The organism is Pararhizobium sp., assembly GCF_965279435.1.
Lineage (GTDB): Bacteria > Pseudomonadota > Alphaproteobacteria > Rhizobiales > Rhizobiaceae > Pararhizobium.
Window position 1 is genome coordinate 2,676,416 of record NZ_CBDIHY010000003.1, and the last position, 15,176, is coordinate 2,691,591.

Here is a 15,176-nt window from a genome sequence, read left to right on the forward strand (position 1 = left end):
CGTTTCAGCGTCTCAGGCGGGCAGGGCGCCGGAGCCCGAGCGGCGGTGCATGATAAAGGCCTGAAGACAGATGCCGAGAAGGAAAATCACGGCCCAGATGGCGGTGACCGTCTGGACCGGCGGCGAATCCGGGCCGTTGCCAATCGGGCTCGATGGCGGCAGGCGCGACAGGGTTTCGTTGATGCCCGGGATCATCAGAAGGAAGAAGGTGAACGACATCGACAGCGCCTGCAGGTAGCGGTTGAGGCGGCCGAACCAGCCGAGCTTGCCGATGACGATGGAAAAGATCACTGCCAGCATGGCAATGATGCCGAGCGCATGACCGGCGTTGAAGCCACCGGTGCTCGACAGGCCGAACGCGGTGATCGCCGACAGGAACAGCGTGATGATGTAGATTCGGCCGGAATTGGATTTCGGAACGATGGCGGCATATTTCGAAAAGGAATAGAGCCCCGCGACAATGGGCACGACGCTGATGATGGTATGGACGATGCCGAGCGTGGACAATGGGTTGGCCATGGAAATTCCCCCTGAATGATTGTCATCAATGCGTAGAAAAATCAGCCGGTTCGCCGTCAGTGAAGGCCGGGCGGACATGCGCCGGGCGACTGCGGACTTATGGGATTTTGATATGTTCATCGGGCGAGCGCAATCGAAATCCTATGCCGCTTCGCCGTAAATGGGAACGCGCCGGACAGCCACGTTTTTTCCAAGGTTTGCCTGGCCTGCGAGACCAACCGAAAAGGATGTCGTTCAATGCTGTATGGTCGTGGTGCGGTTCTTTCCTATCAGTATCAAAGGCGCAACGATGCCGCCGCTGCTCCTCTTGCCGTCACCCCCGCAACGACGGGGCGGGAGGACGCAGCCATGCTGCTGCGGCTGTGCATCGTGGCGCTGCTTGCCGTCGGCGCGACCGCCGCCGTCATCATGTTTGCCCAATAGAGTGCAGCGGCCGGCGCGGCATTTACGTTTCCTGCCGCGTATGGACTGACTAGGCTGTGAACTCACAAATGCGGCAACCGAGTCTGGTGGACAAGGGCTTCTCCGCGTCTGACGATCAGAAGGGACTAGCTGTTCAGTCCCGGCATTTGATGGATCGGACTTGACCTGAAACGTTCGGGTTCCATTGTCCAGCATTTGCAGATGAATTCGTATGGAGTGAGGCCTTCGAGTGTCTTGAGGCGGCGCCCGAAATTGTAGGCTGCGACGAAGTCTTTGAGGTGCGTTCTCAGTTGGGCATGGTCATCGTAGTGGAAGCGTTTTACGGTTGCGTCCTTGATGGTGCGGTTCATCCGCTCGACCTGACCATTCGTCCAGGGGTGTTTCACCTTGGTCAACCGATGCTCGATACCGTTTTCGTCGCAGACCCGATTAAAGATGTGGCCGAAATCGTAGATGTCACGGGTGCGATTGGTGAACTGAATTCCGTTGTCTGTCAGCACGGTATGGATTGCATAAGGAACGGCTTTGACCAGATTGCGCAGGAACTGGGCTGCGGCCATCTTGCCTGCCTTCCCGTGCAGTTCGACGTAGGTAAACTTGGACGTCCGGTCGATGGCGACGAAGAGGTAGAGTTTGCCCTCGGCGGTCTGAACCTCAGCAATATCAATGTGAAAATAGCCGATGGGATAGGACTTGAATTTCTTCTTGGCCGGCTTGTCACCCTCGACCTCTGGCAGTCTGGAAATCTCGTGCCGTTGCAGACATCGGTGCAGCGATGAGCGCGTCAGGTGAGGAATGGTCGGCTGAAGAGAATAGAGGCAATCGTCGAGTGGCAGCAGAGTATGTCTGCGGAACGCGACAATCACGGCCTCTTCCTCACGTGACAAGACTGTCGACTTCGGCTCTTTGGGGCCCGTGGCCAGATCGGAAACAAAAGTCCGTTTCTTCCACTTCGCAACAGTCTTCTGATTGATCCCGTAGTGCTTCGAAAGCGCCCTCAGGCTCTCTTGACTATTTTGTATTGCTCGACGGACTGCCTCAGTCGTCGTGGCGCTGCCGTGTAAAATCTGTCCCATAGTGCATCCCTCCAGGCATGGGAAAATAATGCACCATCAAAACCCGGGATCAAACAACTAGCCGCTGTCCAGCGGTTCTATTTTAACGGCAGGAACAACTCCGCGACCGTCTCGTGCTCCGCCACATCGGGAAAGAAGGCGAGGCGTTGGCAGTAGAGGGGGAAATCCCTCGGCTCTTCGCCGCTTTCCGGCAGCCAGTCGCGATAGAGGTAGAGAGCGGCCGGTTCCAGATTGTCGGTATTACCGACGACGCGCAGTACAGCGCAGCGTCCGCCGGGGATAAGACCCGCCGTCACGACCTCGTCATTTGCTCCTATGGGGAAATCGATGCCCGCACACAGGTCCATCCGGTAGTCGGCCGGGGATGCGGGCCGCCGTTCGGAACGGAAGACGTTGAAGATCGGGCTGGTCTTTGGAGATGACAGGCCATGGGCCTTTCGCCAAGTGATGAATCGCTGGATGGTGTCGCCAATCGTCGTGGGGTCGCCCCGATGCTCCATAATCGCCACCGGTGTCGGGGAGAGATCGCGGATCGTCACGTCTTCATTTCTGTACGTTTTCTGCATGAGCTTGCTCCTGGCGTTGTCGAGAGGCCCGAAGGCCGCAAGCCACGTTTCCCATTCGGGAGACTTGCGGAATGACGACGGCGATTGCCTGAACCGTTGCCGAAAGGCGCGGGCGAAAGCATCCGGTGCGTCGTAACCGGCATCCATCGCTATATCCGTGACGCTGTGGGCGTCTCTGTAGGCCAGCCGGTACGAAGCGCGCTTCATGCGGGCAAGTTGGACATAGCGATGCACGGACAACCCGAAGGTGGACGTGAACTGCCGGTGGAAATGGTATTTCGAGAACGCCGCGACGCCGCTCAATACTTCCAAACCCAGATCGTCATCCAGATGCTGGTCTATGTGATCCAGCACCCGCTGCATTCGGGCATGGTAGTTTTCAAGTGCCGCCTTCATCGTCTCTTCCTTCGTGGCGACACGAGCTACGCCTTTCCGGATATCTCGCGCTCGACCGATCTTGCGGTTTGGCATGGATCCGCCGTGTTGCCACGCGCTATGACACGTTGGCCGGCAACTTTCTCACCCAGCGCGCGTCGTGACGTGCCTCTGGCTCATCGCCATAAATCTATGACTTAGACCGCCACCAGACCCTCAAGTGCAGCCTTTACCCGTGGCCGGTCGGCCTGAGAGAGTGGGCGTATCGGCAGCGGCGGATCGTGGGGGCTGAGGTCCAGGAGGTTGGCGATCGCGTGAACGGTGCGGTAGCTGCTGAGTTCGCGAAACAGCGTCCAGAGCGGTTCGAACAGCGCGTTGATGCGCTCAACTTCAGCGCGGTCCCCGGCCTGGGCTGCCCGCATCAGCTTGACGGACGGTTCCGGCAGAATGCCGGCGACAACACTGTACCAGGTGACGCCGCCCGCGAGGATGGCGTCTGCAACAAGCCAGTCGCCGCTATAACCGACGGCAAACCCGGCGGGAACGGCAGACAGCGTTGCCTGATGGGCTGCCGTCATGTCTGCGGCCGGCACAGCCGGGTTCTTGACGGCTGCGATGTTGGGAATGGAAGAGAGGCGCGATAGCAGCATCTGGCTGATGGTAAAATGCGTCGTGCCCGGATTGTTGTAGATGCAGAACGGCAATGGCGTGGCTGCAGCGACAGCCGAAAAATGCTCGAACACCTCATCGTCGCCGAGCGGCGTATAGGACAAGGGCGCCAGCAAAAGCCCCTGCGCGCCTGCATTCTGCGCATCGCGGGCCAGCGCCACTGCCTCGTCGGTCCGCAACGCCCCGACGCCGACGATGACGGGTGTGCGGCCACTAAGGCAATCGGACGCGGCCTCGATGGCGCGGCGCTTCTCCGCCCGGCTCAGATACATATAGGAACCGGTGCTGCCCAAAAGGCCGATGGAGTCAGCGCCCGCAGTATCAATGCGCTTGAGGAGGCCGCTCAGGGCGCCGGTATCGACGCGGCCAGCCGCGTCGCATGGGGTGATCGGGAAGGCGGACAGGCCATGAAACAGCATATCGGGTCTCTGTGCTGGAGGAAGCATGTCCGCAAGCTGTGACCGTCCGGCTGTTTGAGGTCAATGCCGGGATTGTCCCGGTGTCATTTTGACCGCGTCATTCGCCAGATATCATTTTGCGGGCGTCTTCAACATTTTCTCGGTCAGTTCGCCACCCAGCTCCACGGTTTTGGTCTGCTTGTTGTAGACGCAGATCTGCGTGATCTTTCCCTTGGCGCCCTTCGGCTTGCCGCTGACCAGCGCAAGACCGAAGCTTTCAGAACCGAACGGGTCGACAACAGCTTTCGGCTTCTCGATCGATCCGGCCGCCGCCTTGATGCATTTGGCGGAAACATCTGCCCGCATGGCGTCCCAGGCGTTGTCCGAGGATGCAAAGGCAACGGCTGGCATCAGCGTTGCGGCGAAAACAGCGATCAGGGCGGCGCGATTGTGAAAAGACATCGGATTTCCTTGAGTATGGGGCAGACGGTGAGGTGTAACCTGTCGAACGATCATGTCCATTCTGTGCCCGTTTCATCCCTGTGGAACATTCCGGCGGTGAAAGTATTTTCTATACCTGTGGCGAAATTTGGCATGGCGGCGGTTGCCTGTTGCAGCGGTGGTCCCTATGTTCCGCCTCACAGATTTCTTTCATGAATTCCAACCCGGCTTTCATGGACCCCGCCAACAAGAGGAGATACCATCATGGCTTTCGAATTGCCGAACCTGCCTTACGACTACGACGCGCTCGCCCCCTACATGTCGCGCGAAACGCTCGAGTATCACCACGACAAGCATCACCTGGCTTACGTGACCAATGGCAACAAGCTGGCTGAAGAAGCCGGTCTTTCCGGCCTGTCGCTGGAAGAAGTCGTCAAGAAGTCCTATGGCACCAACCAGCCGCTGTTCAACAATGCCGGCCAGCATTACAACCACCTTCACTTCTGGAAGTGGATGAAAAAGGGCGGCGGCGGCACGCAGCTGCCGGCCAAGCTCGACGCAGCCATCAAGTCCGATCTCGGCGGCTACGACAAGTTCCGCGCCGATTTCATCGCAGCCGGCACCGGCCAGTTCGGTTCGGGCTGGGCATGGCTCTCCGTCAAGGGCGGCAAGCTTGAAATCTCGAAAACCCCGAACGGCGAAAATCCGCTGGTTCACGGCGCATCGCCGATCCTCGGCGTCGATGTCTGGGAACATTCCTATTACATCGATTACCGCAATGCCCGTCCGAAGTACCTCGAAGCTTTCGTCGACAGCCTGATCAACTGGGATTACGTGCTCGAGCTTTACGAAGCCGCTGCGTAAGCCACATCTTATCGGATTGCAGATTTGCACCCGGCGCCGAAAAGCGCCGGGTGTTTTCGTTTGAGCAAAGGCCGTTACAACTTGCGGCCGCCCTTTTTGACGGGCAGATGTCACGCGGTTGTTACAAGCCGGTTCTAGGCAGGCGCCATGCAAAAAGACACCACAACACCCATCCTCCGCTTCGGCATTGTCGCTGATCCGCAATATGCCGATATCGCGCCGCACGAGGCCATGAACCGGCACTATGCCCGCAGCCTCACCAAGCTCGCCGATGCCATCACTGTCTTCAACGCGACGGAACTCGATTTCGTCATGACGCTCGGCGATATCATCGATCGCGACTGGAAAAGTTTCGACAATATCCTGCCGGTCTATGAGACATCGCGCCACAAGACGCTGTTCCTGCTCGGCAATCATGATTTCGCCGTTGCGCCGGAACATCTGGGCGCTGTCTCCGAACGGCTCGGCATGCCCGGCCGTTATTATGATTTTGCCATCGGTAGCTGGCGCTTCGTTGTTCTGGATGGCAGCGATGTCAGCACTTTTTCCGCTCCCGCAGACGATCCGCGCGTGGCGCTGGCGGCGGAGCGGCTCAGCGTGCTTGTGGCTGAAGGTGCGATCAATGCGCAGACCTGGAACGGTTCGCTCAGTGAGGAACAATTTCAATGGCTGACGCAGGTGATGGAAAAGGCGCAGGCTGACGGCGAGGCCGTTCTGGTCCTTGGTCACTACCCTGTCTTTCCGCCCAACAGCCATAATATGTGGGACAGCCAGCGGATCACCGATCTGCTCACCGGGTTTTCCTGCTTCCGCGGCTATTTCTGCGGCCACAACCACGAGGGCAATTTCGGCGAAGTCGCTGGCCGGCCGTTCGTGACGTTCAAGGGCATGGTGGACACGCCGGATGAAAACACATTCGCCATCGTCACGGTCTTCCCCGATCGGATCGAGATCGAAGGGTTCGGACGGGAAGAAAGCCGGGTGATGGGTATCGGGGGATAGTGCGCCGTCTCGCTTGCCTCAACTAAATTTGCTGGCGAATGGGCCGATTTGCCGAGTTGTGCGTTTAGCCTGGGTCCAATTCATTCCAGGAGGCTACCGTGGCGACGACATTTGATCTTTCCAGCCTGTCCGAACAGGAACTGACCGCCCTTATCGACGAGGCAACGCGCCTTCGCCAGACGCTGAGCGACAGCCGCGAGCATGAGCGGGCGACCGCTGCGGATGGTTCGAAGGGGCAGGATGTCAAAGATCCGAACCATGGCGTGATCACGGCGCCGACACCGCGCTCCGTCAAGGAAGAGGGGCCCGCGCACGGGGCGACAAAGTAACATTCCTTCTCACCTGATTGACGCGAGTGGGGGACCGGCCTGTGGGCTTGTCCGCCATCCTTTGATCCATAGATCCCGCAAGGCATCGCCTTCGCCGCGAAAATACTCGCCCGTCATTGTGAAATTTTCCACCCGGTCGGCGCGGAAATTGCGGATGGCCTGGCGCAGTTCGCACCAGGCGACGACGACGGCGGTGGTGGAATAATAGATCAGCGCCAAGGGCCGGACCGTGCGTTGGCTGGCACGGCCGGATTCATCGCGATAATCGAGCGCGAGCTTCTGCTCGTCGCGGATCGCCCTGCGCACCAGGGCAAGATCAAGCCCGGACGGCGGCGCTGCGATCGTGCCCCAGGCGTGCAGCGCCCTGGAGTGCAATGTCTGGCGCAACGGCGCCGGTATTGCCCCGGCGATCTTCTGGTTGACCCGCCTGGCCGCCTCCTTCAATTCCGCGTCGCCGGTGCGCTCCAACAGCGCCAGGGCCAGCACGATCGCCTCCGTTTCCTCGATCGAAAACATCAGTGGTGGCAGGTCGAAGCCGGGGCGCATGATATAGCCGATGCCACGCCCGCCCTCGATCGGCACCCGCATCGCCTGAAGTGCGGCGATATCCCGGTAGATCGAGCGGACCGTCACTTCCAGCGTTTCGGCGATCTGCGCCGCCGTGACGGGGCGGGTCGCCAGCCTCAGAATCTGGATGATCTCGAACAGTCGCGATGCCTTGCGCATGGGCCACCTTTTTATCACCGGGAAAACGCTCCTGACAGAACCCTGTCAGTTGGGTGAGGCTATAGCATGCTGGCAAGCGCTTGAAAAACCAGCGTTGTGGTAAGCGCACTCCTCTCTTGATTGACGGATAACTGACATGACCTATGCGGAAAACCTCTGGCTCTTTTTCACACTGCTGTTCGGCATCATCATCGTTCCCGGAATGGACATGGTCTTTGTCATGGCCAATGCGCTGACCGGCGGCCGGGCGTCCGGCCTGACGGCCACAGCCGGCATCATGGCGGGCGGCGTGTTTCACACGCTCTATGCCGCACTCGGCGTCGGCTTCCTGCTGCATCTGGTGCCGGAGCTGTTCAATGTGCTGCTGCTTGCCGGTGCTGCCTATATCGCCTGGATCGGCTTTTCGCTTGCCCGCAGCAGCATATCGATCGCCTCGGTCGAGCCCGGCGCCCGGCTGTCGCGCTGGACGAGCTTTCGCCGCGGTGCCTTGACCAGCCTTCTCAATCCAAAAGCCTATCTGTTCATGCTCGCCGTCTACCCGCAGTTCCTCAAGCCTGAGTTCGGTCCGCTCTGGTCGCAGGCGCTGATCATGGCGATCATGATCTCGCTGACCCAGCTTGCCGTCTATGGCAGCCTGGCGCTCGCCGCCGGACGCAGCCGCGATGTCATCGTCTCCAGCCCGCGCGCCACGGCCATCATCGGCAAGACGGTTGGCGTGGTGCTGATCGCGGTGGCAGCGCTGACGGCATGGGAGGGATGGGTCTCACAAGCGTGAGGATATGGATAACATGACTAAAATACTCGTGTTAATTCAATCCGTTGCGGTCAATGCGATAAACTTGATCTCAAAAAAATGTTACTTCCTTCGAGGCGCTAAAATGCAATCATGCCCGCGCATCGATTAAGAGAGCCCGCTTCGCCCGGCCGGGCGGCGTCTCGCCAGAGCTGGAGATTTGTATGAAGCTGAAAATGATACTGACGGCGCTCGTGATTGCAGGCTGTGGCGTCAGCGCCGTCATCGCTGCGGATGATCCGGTCAAGGTCCGCGAAGGATTGATGAAGCAGATCGGCGGATCGATGGGCGCGCTTGCCGGGATCGCCAAGGGCGAAAAACCCTATGACGCTGAAATCGTCAAGGCGTCGCTGACGACGATCAGCACCAACATCAAGGCCTTCGCGGATCAGTTCCCGGTTGGATCCGAGGCAAATTCCGAAGCATCCCCGAAAATCTGGGACAATATGGACGACTTCAAGGCCAAGGCTGCTAAGCTCGGCTCTGACGCCGATGTGGCGCTGGCCCAGCTTCCGGCAGACCAGGCCGGCGTCGGGGCAGCGCTTGGCATCATCGGCAAGGGTTGCGGCGACTGTCATCAGGCCTACCGCATCAAGAAGTGATGCGGTAGGCCGTGTCCCACCAAAACTGCGATGTTTGGCGCGCCCGGCCCGGCGCGCCAAATGTGTTTTCCGGATGAGCGATAGGAGCGGCTGATGGGTGTGCGGGTTCGAAAACTGGTCACGGCGGTCGTCGTGTTCGCAGCCTTGGCCGGGGGTGCTGCCTGGTTCCTGACCAAGCCCGAACCATCGCCCGCAGCCCATTGGGATCAGGTCGGCAAACCGGATCTCGCCAATGGCGAACAGATCTTCTGGGCGGGCGGCTGCACCAGCTGTCATGCGGCGGCGAAATCCGAAGGCGATGCCAAGCTGGTTCTGGCCGGTGGATTGCCGCTCAAAAGCCCGTTCGGCACGTTTCACGTTCCCAATATCTCCCCGGATGAAACGGCCGGCATCGGCAAATGGACGCTGGCTGAATTCGGCAACGCGATGACGCGCGGCGTCGGTAAACAGGGCGAACATCTCTACCCGTCGTTTCCTTATGGCTCTTACGCCCGGCTGACGCCGAAGGATATCAACGACCTCTGGGGCTTTCTGAAAACCCTGCCGAAGAGCGCCAATGTAGCGCCACCACATGACTTGCCGTTCCCGTTCAACATCCGTCTCGCACTCGGCGGCTGGAAGCTGTTGTTCTTCACCGACAAACCGCGTGTTATCGTCGATACGGCCAATCCGAAAATCGCCCGCGGCCAGTACCTCGTCGAAGGCCCCGGTCATTGCGGCGAATGCCACACGCCACGCAATGCGGTCGGCGGTTTCGAGACTGCGCAATGGCTGGCGGGCGCCCCCAACCCGGAAGGCGAGGGCCGCATTCCCAACATCACGCCGGGCTCGAAAAGCATTGGCTCCTGGAGCGAGGGCGATATCGTCACCTACCTCGAAACCGGCTTCACGCCCGAATTCGACTCGGCCGGCGGCTCGATGGTTGAGGTCCAGCAGAACATGGCCAAACTGCCTGCATCCGATCGCGAAGCGATCGCGGCTTATCTGAAGGCTGTGCCAGCGGTTGAGTAGGATGGTTGGGTCGGCCCACAGTGCCCCCACCTCGCTGTTCTCAAAGACAAGGCAGGCGCTTGCTTCCGTTTCGGGCATCCGTAAAATGGTATTACTTGCAGCCAGCGCGAGCGGAAGCCATGAACACCATGTCCTACAAGGGCTATGCAGCGCGGATCGACTACGACGCGGAGGACGAGATCTTTTTCGCTGGATTGCGGGCATTACCGACGGCATCGGTTTTCACGCCGATACGGTAGCGGATCTGAAAGCGGCATTCCACGAAGCCGTGAATGACTATATCGAAACCTGCGCCAGGATCGGCACGGACCCGCAAAAGGCTGTCTGAGTGACCTTTAGCTTGCTGACAAACCCTGAATACGATTGTCTGGGGAGAGCAGCACCTCACTCTCCATCATCCCCGTGAGAGGCACAGTGATGAAGGACTTGGCAATCGCATAATTTCCCAAATGACCTGAAAAATGCCGAGAAAATGACTTTGTCAGCAGTCTAAGGGCGGGCTGAACTGCATTGGCTTTGATCAAGCCGCGTCGTCGCGGTCGATCGCGTGCAACGCAGCGAGCGCGATGAACCCGGATCGTGTCAATCCTTTGGCTTCGGCGAAGCGGTCGATCTGGCGAAGAACATCTTCCGGCAGTGTCACGTTCACACGCACTGCTTTCTTCGTATCCATCTTGACGCCAACGAGAATGGCAACGCCGTTCCTGTTATCCGGATCGGCCATGACCGTTTCGAGGCTGGAGGGCTCGGCAATGGCAACGCCATCCTCGGCTAGACCTTCAAGGTGAAAGGCCAGTGCATCGGCTGCCATCTGCCGGGCGTCGTCAAGATCGGTCCCCGCTGAAATCACGCCAGGAAAATCGGGGAAGGATACACCGTAGTCGCTCTTGGCGTCCTTGTGGATCAATCCGATATAATTGCGCATGTGGGCTACCTCAGTTTCAAACCGGCCTGCTTTTCGATGCTTTTGAGCGTCCCGATGGGAATGTCGCGCTTGGGGTGCGGAACCGTCACGCGGCCGGGTTTGTCCGGGTGCTTGAATTGGACATGACTGCCCTTTCTCGCCACCTCGTACCAGCCGTCCTTCCTCAATGCGGAAATGATGTCTGCGCTCAGCATCAGTCAAATTATACACATTGATGTGTATAAAACAATATGAGCACGATCGCGCAAGAGGAACGGCCAAGGCGCGCTCCTTGGAGCGCGCCCATCGCCATGATGCTGCTGCCTTGAAAATCGCCCGGCTCAGGCGAGTGTCTGCAGGTAGCGCATGCCGGTCACCGGACCGGGCGTGAAGTTTTCCGATTCGTAGAAGCGGTGCGCCTGGAAATTGCCGGTGGCGGCGCTGACGGAGAGATAGGTGGCGCCAGCCATGCGCGCCTGTTCGCGGGCCTTGGCGACCAGATGGCGGCCGATGCCGGTGCCGCGATGGGCGGGGCGGACATAGAGATGATGCAGTTCCATGCCGCGCGCACCCTGCTGGGCGCGGTAGAGCGGCACAAGGATAGCGTAACCGATCAGTTCGCCTGCGGCCTCGGCCACAAGGGCAGTGATCCAGGGCATACGGCCGAACAGGTCGCGCTCGAGATTTTCCGGGGTGACGGCTGCGGCATCGCCGTGATGGGCGGCAAGCTCGCTGATGAGTTCGCGCAGCGCTGGCAAGTCGCGCTGCTTGGCCGCGCGGATGGTCACCATCGGCGCGCGGGTGGCGGGATGGAGAAGGGATGTGGGGATCGTCGTCTGCAGCATTTCATGGCACCTTATGGCTTTTGCGCCATCAGGTGCTGTCCAAAACAAAAGCCGCCTGATGGCGGCTTGTTTGAACGAGATCAGACAGCCGCACCTATGGGAGCAGCGTAAAATACCAACGGGCGATGTTTGCGGTTCTGATCATGGCGGGCAATGTCGCCTTTTCCGGAAAATTGTCAACGGGAAATCGTATGCCCGTTCATTTTTGCGGCCAAAACAAGATTCCGGGATGCCGCTTTTCCGGCCAAGACCGGCCACAATCGCGTTCTACGGATCGTCTCCAGTGGCGCAATGACTGGTTGAGAAACGGCTAATATTAGCCTTTGCGATCAAGACGTTGTTGCCATCGGAACCGTTATCTAAGGAGAACCCATCACATGTCGTTCACGTTCAATCGCCGGTCGTTCATCATCGGCTCCGGCCTGCTTTTGCCCAGCATCGGTCTAGGCCCGAAAATGGTCTTTGCCGCCGAGAAGGGCATTGAGGAGCGATTGGCTGCGCTGGAAAAGCAAATCGGCGGCCGTCTCGGCGTCTATGTCCTCGATACGAAAACCAAGATGTCCTTCGCCCACCGGCCGGACGAACGTTTTGCCATGTGCTCGACCTTCAAGGCGCTGGCGGCAGCCTTCGCCTTGGCGCGTGTCGACAAGGGTGAGGAAAAGCTAGACCGGCGTATTCCGATCTCAAAGAAAGACCTGTTGGCCTATTCGCCAGTCGTCGAAAAACATGTCGGCAGCGGCATGACGATCCGCGAACTCTGCGATGCAACGGTACGCTATAGCGACAATGCCGCCGGCAACCTGCTGCTGGCAAGTTTTGGCGGCCCGAAGGGTCTGACGGATTGGCTGCGCTCGATCGGCGACGCGACGACCCGTCTCGACCGTATCGAACCGGAACTGAACGAAGCAAAGATCGGTGATCCGCGCGACACGACGACGCCGAAGGCGATGACCGAGACGCTCGGCAAGCTGCTGCTGGAGGATGTCCTGTCACCGGTGTCGCGCGATCAGTTCTCCGCTTGGCTCGTCGCCAACACCACCGGCGACCGGCGCCTGCGGGCAGGCCTTCCGAAGGCCTGGACCATCGGCGAAAAGACCGGCACCAGCGGCCGGGGAGAAGCGGGCGACATCGGCTTCATGCGTCCGGCCGAAGGCCATGCGATCCTGGCATCGGTCTATATCGCCGAGGGCAAGAAGCCGACCAAGGAGCTCGAGCCGGTGTTTGCTGAGGTTGGCAAGCTGATCGCCGCGATGGTGGGGTAAGGTCTGGCGGCGGCACGGGCACAGGAGCATTTAGCGTCGTAGGCAAGTGTACCCCGATTTCCGCCATCCGTGGGCTTGTCCCGGGGATCCAGTCAGACCAAGTCTTTGGGCTGAAAGGGCCTTTTGGACCCGACAGACGTCAGGTCGCTGGATCCCTGCCCACAAGGGCAAGGATGACGGAGGGAGAGATGCCTATCCGGCGCAAACAACAATTGCAGGACGGAGGAGTGGTCGAGGTCAGGCGGCTGCCTTCTCAAGATTCTGCGCCGCCGCCTTCTCGAGCCTATCCATCGCGCCGGTCAGGGCCGCAAAGCAGCGCATGTCGATCGCAGTCCCGACATCGCGGGCCATGATGGCCAGTGCTTGCGATACCGGCATGGCGGCGCGGTAGGGGCGGTCGGCGGTGAGCGCGTCAAAAATATCGGCAGTGGTGATAATGCGGGTTATTCCGCTGTGCGACGACGGATGGCGAGAGGCCAATCTGACATCTGACAGTTTGACAAACGCCTCGCCTGCGCCGCTACGGGTGAAGTGGTAACCCAGGAAATCAACCCGGTGAAGACAACCCACTCTGCGAAGCGGGAGGAGGGGCGATGCCATCTCGATCAGCGGAGCGCCGCTAACCACACAAGGGGCGGCCAATACGGTGCTATCGGGTGTCCCGCGCTAGGGACCTGAGGAATCGGTTGGTGACACAGCTGCGGCCGCGGCTTGCGCGGCGACTGCAAGCTGGGACATGACACTCCCCGCAAGACGCGATGCCTCCTCGCCAAGAGCCTCGGCCAACCGGATCCTGGCGCGCTCCCAGATGGCCACGGACTCGTCCATCAACCGACGGCCTGCGTCGGTGAGCACCAGTCGTTTACCGGCTCGCCCCCGCCCCCCATGGTTGCGCACGAGATCCCTCTGCTCGAGGCTCTTTACACTGCGGCTGAGAGTGGTGGCATCGACGCCGGCGCGCGCCGCCAATTCAGCGAGCGTCGGCTCGTTGCTGCCGCCAATCCCCACCAGAAGGCTGAACTGCTCTGCGGTAATCCCCAAGGGCCGAAAGCAAGCATTGTAGTAGCGCGTCAGCGCCCGAGCGGTGGCCCGGGCCTGGAAGGCTGGGCACTCGGTTTCGATGCGGCGATAGAGATCAGAAGCCTCTGTCATTTGTAGGTCTCGACAAATTACGACTCACACAATAATGTATATGCAGCATTGTTGAGGAGTAACGTAATGACGGCCTATGTCCACGTCAATCTGCGTATAAAAGATCCGGCCAGGCAAGCCGCCCTGGCACCCCGCTTTCAAGCGGCCTTACAGGCAGCAGGAGGTCGCATTCTCCACTTTGGGCCGGTGGCCCAGATGCTGGAAGGGGATGTGGCGCCATTGCCCATCGCTGGGATCTTCGAATTCGCGACCCTGACCGACGCGCTGGCGTTTTATCAGTCAGCGGAGTACGCGCCGATCAAGGTTGAGCGCGACGCGGCGCAGGAAACCCGCATGTTTATTGTCGATGCGGGCTAAAGGGTTCCAATACCGTAATCGGACGGGTCCGCTCCGTTTTGCGATCTTCGCAGCAAAGGACTGCTGATGAAGCCGCTGACTTGCGATTGTCAAAATCCGGGGCACGGTGCGGGATAGCCGCAGCGTGACAAGGGCGTCGCCGGATGCCGGGCTGGCCGTTGGCCGTTGGCCGTTTGCCGCTGCGCCTAGCCCAAGCAAGGCAGACCTCAATATCGACGACACCCGGCCATAAGTCGCGCCTGCCACCGCCAGACGGCGGTCTTGCTGATGCCAACGGCGCGCTCGCCGTGCCCAGCCCATAGGCGGTGGCCAGTACGATCCAGCCAGCCAGACATGCTCTGGCCCCGGTTGCGCTCATCGACGATAGCCTGTGGGCGCTTGTGATCGCAGTCTCACACGCCGCCAAGGCCAAGGGAATCCGGACAATAACCGTTACGTCGGCTTCAATCCACTCGGAACAAGACAGGTCCCACCGGACGGGAGAGACCTCTTGGCAACGACCGCTTTCCAAGTGGAAAAATATAGTATACCCCCCTATGCTATAGAGAGGTTGCCGATGTCCCATACCGTTCGCGAAAAGACAAAACTTCTGGCCCGGGTGCGCCGCCTGAAGGGGCAGCTCGAGGCTGTCGAGCGGGCGCTGGATGTGGAAACGCCCTGTGGCGATATCCTGCAGCTGCTTTCGTCCATTCGCGGCGCGTTGAACGGGCTGACCGGTGAGGTGATGGAAGATCACCTGCGCGAACATGTGCTGCTCGCCGAAAGCGACGCGGAGCGTCTTCGGGCCGTCGATGAACTGTCCGCCGTGTTGCGGACGTACGTACGCTAAAAAATCCTGATACGCCGATCTTGAGAGGATGGC

At 59.8% G+C, this 15,176-nt stretch carries 20 protein-coding genes and 1 pseudogene; 10 read left to right on the forward strand and 11 right to left on the reverse strand.

The annotated features are described in order from the left end of the window. Window positions 1-12: 12 nt before the first annotated feature. Window positions 13-519 (reverse strand): hypothetical protein, encoded by a 507-nt coding sequence (locus ACQY8Q_RS18525; protein WP_428427914.1) that lies wholly within the window; start codon window positions 517-519, stop codon window positions 13-15. A gap of 237 nt (window positions 520-756) precedes the next feature. Here ACQY8Q_RS18525 and ACQY8Q_RS18530 point away from each other — a divergent pair, with 237 nt between their 5' ends. After that, a complete protein-coding gene (locus ACQY8Q_RS18530) occupies window positions 757-942 on the forward strand; it encodes a hypothetical protein (RefSeq protein ID WP_428427915.1) in 186 nt (61 codons plus the stop codon). 125 nt (window positions 943-1,067) lie between these two features. On the opposite strand, the gene ACQY8Q_RS18535 is transcribed toward ACQY8Q_RS18530, so the two are convergent. The 4 genes from ACQY8Q_RS18535 to ACQY8Q_RS18550 all read right to left on the reverse strand — a co-directional run bounded on the left by ACQY8Q_RS18535 (window position 1,068) and on the right by ACQY8Q_RS18550 (window position 4,488). Continuing rightward, complete coding sequence (locus tag ACQY8Q_RS18535) at window positions 1,068-2,018, reverse strand: IS481 family transposase (protein WP_428426613.1); 951 nt, start codon at window positions 2,016-2,018, stop codon at window positions 1,068-1,070. A gap of 77 nt (window positions 2,019-2,095) precedes the next feature. Continuing rightward, window positions 2,096-2,980, reverse strand: coding sequence for an AraC family transcriptional regulator (locus ACQY8Q_RS18540; protein ID WP_428427916.1), 885 nt, complete (start codon window positions 2,978-2,980; stop codon window positions 2,096-2,098). A gap of 176 nt (window positions 2,981-3,156) precedes the next feature. Next, window positions 3,157-4,047 (reverse strand): dihydrodipicolinate synthase family protein, encoded by an 891-nt coding sequence (locus tag ACQY8Q_RS18545; protein WP_428427917.1) that lies wholly within the window; start codon window positions 4,045-4,047, stop codon window positions 3,157-3,159. Window positions 4,048-4,158: 111 nt separating this feature from the next. After that, entirely contained in the window at window positions 4,159-4,488 is a 330-nt protein-coding gene (locus tag ACQY8Q_RS18550; RefSeq protein WP_428427918.1) for a hypothetical protein, read from the reverse strand. Between the two features lie 243 nt (window positions 4,489-4,731). Between ACQY8Q_RS18550 and ACQY8Q_RS18555 the strand changes: the two genes are divergently transcribed. From ACQY8Q_RS18555 to ACQY8Q_RS18565, 3 genes are all read left to right on the forward strand, one after another. Next, window positions 4,732-5,331 (forward strand): superoxide dismutase, encoded by a 600-nt coding sequence (locus ACQY8Q_RS18555; protein ID WP_113242939.1) that lies wholly within the window; start codon window positions 4,732-4,734, stop codon window positions 5,329-5,331. Window positions 5,332-5,478: 147 nt separating this feature from the next. Next, the gene (locus tag ACQY8Q_RS18560) at window positions 5,479-6,333 is read left to right on the forward strand and encodes a metallophosphoesterase (RefSeq protein ID WP_428427919.1); all 855 of its coding nucleotides are present in this window, start codon (window positions 5,479-5,481) and stop codon (window positions 6,331-6,333) included. Window positions 6,334-6,431: 98 nt separating this feature from the next. Continuing rightward, window positions 6,432-6,662: a hypothetical protein gene (locus ACQY8Q_RS18565; protein ID WP_428427920.1), complete on the forward strand. Its 231-nt coding sequence runs from the start codon at window positions 6,432-6,434 to the stop codon at window positions 6,660-6,662. A gap of 9 nt (window positions 6,663-6,671) precedes the next feature. Here the strand turns inward: ACQY8Q_RS18565 and ACQY8Q_RS18570 are convergent, their stop codons facing one another. Next, window positions 6,672-7,388, reverse strand: a complete 717-nt coding sequence (locus tag ACQY8Q_RS18570; protein ID WP_428427921.1) for a helix-turn-helix transcriptional regulator — start codon at window positions 7,386-7,388, stop codon at window positions 6,672-6,674. A gap of 136 nt (window positions 7,389-7,524) precedes the next feature. Between ACQY8Q_RS18570 and ACQY8Q_RS18575 the strand changes: the two genes are divergently transcribed. The 3 genes from ACQY8Q_RS18575 to ACQY8Q_RS18585 all read left to right on the forward strand — a co-directional run bounded on the left by ACQY8Q_RS18575 (window position 7,525) and on the right by ACQY8Q_RS18585 (window position 9,794). Further along, window positions 7,525-8,163, forward strand: a complete 639-nt coding sequence (locus ACQY8Q_RS18575; protein WP_428427922.1) for a LysE family translocator — start codon at window positions 7,525-7,527, stop codon at window positions 8,161-8,163. Window positions 8,164-8,345: 182 nt separating this feature from the next. Then, window positions 8,346-8,783, forward strand: coding sequence for a c-type cytochrome (locus ACQY8Q_RS18580; protein ID WP_428427923.1), 438 nt, complete (start codon window positions 8,346-8,348; stop codon window positions 8,781-8,783). A 93-nt stretch (window positions 8,784-8,876) separates the two neighbouring features. After that, entirely contained in the window at window positions 8,877-9,794 is a 918-nt protein-coding gene (locus ACQY8Q_RS18585; RefSeq protein WP_428427924.1) for a c-type cytochrome, read from the forward strand. A gap of 520 nt (window positions 9,795-10,314) precedes the next feature. On the opposite strand, the gene ACQY8Q_RS18590 is transcribed toward ACQY8Q_RS18585, so the two are convergent. The 3 genes from ACQY8Q_RS18590 to ACQY8Q_RS18600 all read right to left on the reverse strand — a co-directional run bounded on the left by ACQY8Q_RS18590 (window position 10,315) and on the right by ACQY8Q_RS18600 (window position 11,543). Further along, window positions 10,315-10,719 (reverse strand): type II toxin-antitoxin system HicB family antitoxin, encoded by a 405-nt coding sequence (locus tag ACQY8Q_RS18590; RefSeq protein ID WP_428427925.1) that lies wholly within the window; start codon window positions 10,717-10,719, stop codon window positions 10,315-10,317. A 5-nt stretch (window positions 10,720-10,724) separates the two neighbouring features. Then, the gene (locus ACQY8Q_RS18595; protein ID WP_113242931.1) at window positions 10,725-10,913 is read right to left on the reverse strand and encodes a type II toxin-antitoxin system HicA family toxin; all 189 of its coding nucleotides are present in this window, start codon (window positions 10,911-10,913) and stop codon (window positions 10,725-10,727) included. Window positions 10,914-11,039: 126 nt separating this feature from the next. Further along, a complete protein-coding gene (locus tag ACQY8Q_RS18600; RefSeq protein ID WP_428427926.1) occupies window positions 11,040-11,543 on the reverse strand; it encodes an N-acetyltransferase family protein in 504 nt (167 codons plus the stop codon). A gap of 377 nt (window positions 11,544-11,920) precedes the next feature. On the opposite strand from ACQY8Q_RS18600, the gene bla reads away from it, so the two are divergent. Continuing rightward, complete coding sequence (bla, locus tag ACQY8Q_RS18605; RefSeq protein ID WP_428427927.1) at window positions 11,921-12,805, forward strand: class A beta-lactamase; 885 nt, start codon at window positions 11,921-11,923, stop codon at window positions 12,803-12,805. 237 nt (window positions 12,806-13,042) lie between these two features. On the opposite strand, the pseudogene ACQY8Q_RS18610 reads toward bla, so the two are convergent. Together ACQY8Q_RS18610 and ACQY8Q_RS18615 are read right to left on the reverse strand one after the other, a co-directional pair. Then, a pseudogene (locus ACQY8Q_RS18610) lies at window positions 13,043-13,249 on the reverse strand (HD domain-containing phosphohydrolase); the annotation flags it as partial. A gap of 222 nt (window positions 13,250-13,471) precedes the next feature. Then, on the reverse strand, window positions 13,472-13,957 hold the full coding sequence (locus ACQY8Q_RS18615; RefSeq protein WP_428427928.1) for a MarR family winged helix-turn-helix transcriptional regulator: 486 nt from the start codon (window positions 13,955-13,957) through the stop codon (window positions 13,472-13,474). Between the two features lie 66 nt (window positions 13,958-14,023). Here ACQY8Q_RS18615 and ACQY8Q_RS18620 point away from each other — a divergent pair, with 66 nt between their 5' ends. Together ACQY8Q_RS18620 and dmeR are read left to right on the forward strand one after the other, a co-directional pair. After that, a complete protein-coding gene (locus ACQY8Q_RS18620; protein ID WP_428427929.1) occupies window positions 14,024-14,314 on the forward strand; it encodes a DUF1330 domain-containing protein in 291 nt (96 codons plus the stop codon). A 556-nt stretch (window positions 14,315-14,870) separates the two neighbouring features. After that, window positions 14,871-15,143, forward strand: a complete 273-nt coding sequence (gene dmeR / locus ACQY8Q_RS18625; RefSeq protein ID WP_428427930.1) for a Ni(II)/Co(II)-sensing transcriptional repressor DmeR — start codon at window positions 14,871-14,873, stop codon at window positions 15,141-15,143. Window positions 15,144-15,176: the final 33 nt, after the last annotated feature.